The sequence below is a fragment of the Mesorhizobium sp. M7A.F.Ca.CA.001.08.2.1 genome, assembly GCF_003998455.1.
GTDB lineage: Bacteria > Pseudomonadota > Alphaproteobacteria > Rhizobiales > Rhizobiaceae > Mesorhizobium > Mesorhizobium ciceri.
Map to the genome: position 1 here is coordinate 1 of NZ_RZPW01000552.1, position 4,329 is coordinate 4,329.

Here is a 4,329-nt window from a genome sequence, read left to right on the forward strand (position 1 = left end):
GATTGCAGTTGCGCCGCCAGTTCGTCCTGCAGGCTCGACTGGAATTCCGGATAGTTCTGAAAGCCCAACCGGGCGACGAAACGCAGGATCGTCGGCGAGGAAACGCCGGCTGCGGCCGAGAATTCAGCGACCGTTTTCAAGCCGATCATCGGGTAGAAGGCAATCAGTGTCTGGGCCGCGCGCCGTTCGCTGGCCGGCATCGTGCCGATGCGGTCGGCGATCAGTTCGGCAATGTTGGAAATCATCTTTTCCCCACCCCTGGCTCGGTCGATGGTCTTTTCCGAAATCGCATTTGACAAAGCCGGACAAACTGTATGAAATCATCCACAGGGACGCAATGAGGCAAAATACGTAACATACGATACAGCGCTCCCCGGGGACGGCAGAGTATGGAGAAAGCACGGCCCGCCAGCCTTGCATCGTCTGATACCGTAAGGGTGACGAACCCCGGCGGATCAAGCCCTTTCGTGCTGACCTGCGATCACGCCTCGAACTTCCTGCCCGCCGAATTCGGCACGCTCGGCCTTGCTGTCGAGGACCTGTCGCGCCACATCGCCTGGGATCCCGGCGCGCTGCCGGTTGCCCGCCGCATGGCGCAGGCGCTCGACGCGACGCTGGTCGAAACCCGCATTTCGCGCCTTGTCATCGACTGCAACCGGCCGCTTGACGCGCCCGACCTGGTGCCGCCGGTCAGTGAGACAACGGCCATACCGGGCAATGCCGGCCTGTCGGAAAGTGAGCGTGCCGCGCGTGTCGCGCTTTCGTGGCGCCCTTTCCACGATACGATTGCGGATATCATCAGCCACAGGCTGTCACACGGTCAGGAAACGCGGCTGGTTTCAGTCCATTCCTTCACGCCGGTATACAAGGGCCGCAACCGGCCCTGGCATATCGGCATCATCCATGACGAGGATCGCCGGCTGGCGGCGCCGCTGATATCGGCGCTGAAGCGGCTTTCCGGTGTCACCGTCGGGGTCAACGAGCCGTATTCACCTGATGACCGCGTCTATTTCACGCTGGAACGGCATGCGCGCTCGCGCGGACTGCCCTGCGCGATGATCGAAATCCGCAATGACGAAATCGCCGGCGAGACCGGGCAGCGGAAATGGGCGGATCTGCTCACGGGCATTTTTTCGGATCTGGAGCCAGAGGAGGCCGGACACACCAGATCGCATTCAGTCGGAAAGTCAGTTCAATCGGCTAGCTAGGGCGGGATCTCATCCCGACCCGAAAACCAACAGGGGACACTAAAATGGCAGCACCGGGTTATACTGAAGTTGACAAGGCGGAGGACGTAAAGCACCTCCACAGCATGGGCTATGCCCAGGAATTGGAGCGGCGCCTCAGTCGCTTTTCGAACTTCGCCGTTTCCTTCTCCATCATCTGCATCCTGTCGGGCGGCATCAATTCGCTGGCCCAGGCCACCTCCGGCGCCGGCGGCATCGGCATCGGCATCGGCTGGCTGGTCGGCTGCTTCGTTTCGCTGACCTTCGCGGTCGCCATGTCGCAGATCAGCTCGGCCTATCCGACGGCCGGCGGCCTCTATCACTGGGGTTCGATCCTCGGCAACCGCGGCACCGGCTGGGTCACCGCATGGCTCAATCTGCTCGGCCTGATCACCGTGCTCGGCGCCATCAATGTCGGCACCTGGACGTTTTTCATCGGCGCTTTCGGCCCGACGCTCGGAATCGAAGGCACGCTGACAAACCAGATGATCTTTCTGATCATCATCACCGGCGCGCAGGCGCTGATCAACCATCTCGGCATCAAGCTGACGGCGAAGCTGACCGATTTCTCGGGCTATCTCATCTTCTTCGGCTCGATCCTGATCGCCATCGTCTGCCTGGCTTCCGCTGAGACCTGGGATTTCAGCCGTCTCTTCACCTTCAAGAACTATTCCGGGGACGCAGGCGCCGGCGTGTGGCCATCCGTCTCGAATGCCTGGGTGTTCGCGCTCGGACTGTTGCTGCCGATCTACACGATCACCGGTTATGACGCTTCCGCGCACACCTCGGAGGAAACCATCAAGGCGGCTTCTTCCGTGCCGCGCGCCATGGTCATGTCGGTGATCTGGTCGGCCGTTTTCGGCTATCTGTTCCTGGCCGCCTTCGTGCTGATGATCCCGAACATGGACGATGCCGCCAAGCAGGGCTGGAACGTGTTCTTCTGGGCCTTCGACCAGCGCGTAAGCCCCGGCATCAAGGAGTTCGTCTACCTCGTCGTGTTCGTCGCACAGCTGCTGTGCGGCCTTGCCACGGTGACGTCTGCCTCGCGCATGATCTTCGCCTTCTCGCGTGACGGCGGCCTGCCGGGTTCGGCGGCACTCGCCAAGGTCAGCCCGACCTACCGCACGCCGGTGGCGGCGATCTGGACGGCTTCGATCCTGTCGGTGCTGTTCGTCTGGGGTTCGACGCTGGTTTCGGTCGCAGGCACTTCGGCCTATACCATCGTGGTTTCCTGCACCGTCATCTTCCTGTTCCTCTCCTTCACCGTGCCGATCGTGCTCGGCATGCTCGCCTGGGGCACGCCGAAGTGGGACAAGATGGGTCCCTGGAACATGGGGCGCGGCGTGTTCATGCTGTTCGCCTTCCTGTCGATCGTCTCAATGATCCTGATCTTCATCATCGGCATCCAGCCGCCGAACGATTGGGCGCTCTACATCACCGTCGGCTTCTTCATCCTGACGGCAGTCGTCTGGTTCGGCTTCGAGAAGCGCCGCTTCCAGGGGCCGCCGCTCGGCGACATCATTGCGGCGCGTCAGGCGGCCATCAAGGCGGCCGAACAGGCAGTCGGCGAAACCGGCCACTGACCTCGACCATCATGGCCATGGCCGGCATCGTGCCGGCCATGGTTTCGTTCAACTCATTCAAAGCCCAAGCGCTGGAGTGCCAAAGGAATGGCCGGAAATTTCTCGTTCGATCAGTTGAAGAAAGCGGTCTCCAGCGGTGAGATCGACACCGTGCTGGCCTGCATCGTCGACATGCAGGGACGGCTGGCGGGAAAACGCTTCCTGGCGCAGTACTTCGTCGATTCCGCGCATGACGAAACGCATGGATGCAACTATCTGCTGGCGGCCGACATCGATATGGAGCCGGTGCCGGGCTACAAGGCGGCGAGCTGGTCGAAGGGCTATGGCGATTTCGTCATGAAGCCGGATCTCGCCACGCTGCGGCGCATTCCCTGGCTGGAAAAGACCGCGCTCGTGATCTGCGACGTGCTCGACCACCACACGCATGACGACCTGCCGCATTCGCCGCGCGCCATCTTGAAGAAGCAGGTCAAGCGGCTGAGCGAGCGCGGCTATATCGGCTATTTCGCATCCGAGCTCGAATTCTATCTGTTCAACGAGACCTACGATTCGGCCCGCAAGAAGCACTGGCAAAGTCTCGACACCGCATCGCCCTATATCGGCGACTACCAGATCGGCATCACCACCAAGGAAGAAGGCGTCATGCGCCGGCTTCGCAACGAAATGGAAGCGGCCGGCATTCCGATCGAGAATTCCAAGGGCGAGTGGGGGCCGGGCCAGGAAGAGATCAATGTGCGCTATGCCGAGGCGCTCGACATGGCCGACCGCCACGTCATCCTGAAGAACGGCGCCAAGGAAATCGCCGAGTCCGAGGGCAAGGCGATTTCGTTCATGTCCAAGTATAATTACGGGCTCGCCGGCAATTCCAGCCACATCCACAATTCGCTGTGGAGCGCCGACGGCAAGACACCGCTGTTCTTCGACAAAAAGGCCGACTGGACGCTGTCGACACTCGGCCAGCAATGGGCTGCCGGCCAGCTCAAATACGCCAAGGAATTCACCTGGTTCCTGGCGCCCTATATCAACTCCTACAAGCGCTTCCAGGCCGGCACCTTCGCGCCGACCAAGATCATGTGGAGCGAAGACAACCGCACCGCAGGCTTCCGCCTGTGCGGCGAGGGCACCAAGGGCATCCGCATGGAATGCCGCATCGGTGGCGCCGACCTCAACCCGTATCTTGCTTTCGCAGCCCTGATCGCCGCCGGCCTTGCCGGCATCGACGAAAAGCTGGAATTGCAGAAGCCGTTCGTCGGCGATGCCTATCAGGCATCTCGCCTGCCGGAGATTCCGAAGACGCTGCGCGATGCCACCGACACGCTGGCGAAGTCGAAGATGCTCAAGCAGGCGCTCGGCGAGGATGTGCTCGAACACTATGTCCACACCGCAAAGTGGGAGCAGTTCGAATACGACCGCCGGATTACGGATTGGGAACTGCACAGAGGTTTCGAGCGGTATTAGGTATCGGCGGTTCGTTGGCCCCACCCCTTCACCCCTTGCCTTTTCCCGGGGGGGAGGGTGGC

General features: G+C 61.4%; 4 protein-coding genes. 3 read left to right on the forward strand and 1 reads right to left on the reverse strand.

Annotated elements, in window-relative coordinates:
* Nucleotides 1-245 (reverse strand): MurR/RpiR family transcriptional regulator (locus tag EN914_RS26040; protein WP_164778907.1); only part of this gene is annotated, 245 nt, incomplete at its 3' end.
* 144 nt (nucleotides 246-389) lie between these two features.
* Between EN914_RS26040 and EN914_RS26045 the strand changes: the two genes are divergently transcribed.
* The 3 genes from EN914_RS26045 to EN914_RS26055 all read left to right on the forward strand — a co-directional run bounded on the left by EN914_RS26045 (nucleotide 390) and on the right by EN914_RS26055 (nucleotide 4,267).
* Nucleotides 390-1,208, forward strand: coding sequence for an N-formylglutamate amidohydrolase (locus tag EN914_RS26045; protein ID WP_024502760.1), 819 nt, complete (start codon nucleotides 390-392; stop codon nucleotides 1,206-1,208).
* 44 nt (nucleotides 1,209-1,252) lie between these two features.
* Nucleotides 1,253-2,809 carry an amino acid permease gene (locus EN914_RS26050; RefSeq protein ID WP_013529681.1) on the forward strand — a complete coding sequence of 519 codons (1,557 nt, stop codon included), beginning with the start codon at nucleotides 1,253-1,255 and terminating at the stop codon, nucleotides 2,807-2,809.
* Nucleotides 2,810-2,896: 87 nt separating this feature from the next.
* Nucleotides 2,897-4,267, forward strand: a complete 1,371-nt coding sequence (locus EN914_RS26055) for a glutamine synthetase family protein (protein ID WP_024502759.1) — start codon at nucleotides 2,897-2,899, stop codon at nucleotides 4,265-4,267.
* The last annotated feature ends 62 nt before the right edge of the window (nucleotides 4,268-4,329 follow it).

Excerpts from the sequence above, each read along its gene's own strand:
- EN914_RS26045 (WP_024502760.1), top strand. The coding sequence starts at position 390 with ATGGAGAAAGCACGGCCCGCCAGCCTTGCATCGTCTGATACCGTAAGG.
- EN914_RS26050 (WP_013529681.1), top strand. The coding sequence starts at position 1,253 with ATGGCAGCACCGGGTTATACTGAAGTTGACAAGGCGGAGGACGTAAAG.
- EN914_RS26055 (WP_024502759.1), top strand. The coding sequence starts at position 2,897 with ATGGCCGGAAATTTCTCGTTCGATCAGTTGAAGAAAGCGGTCTCCAGC.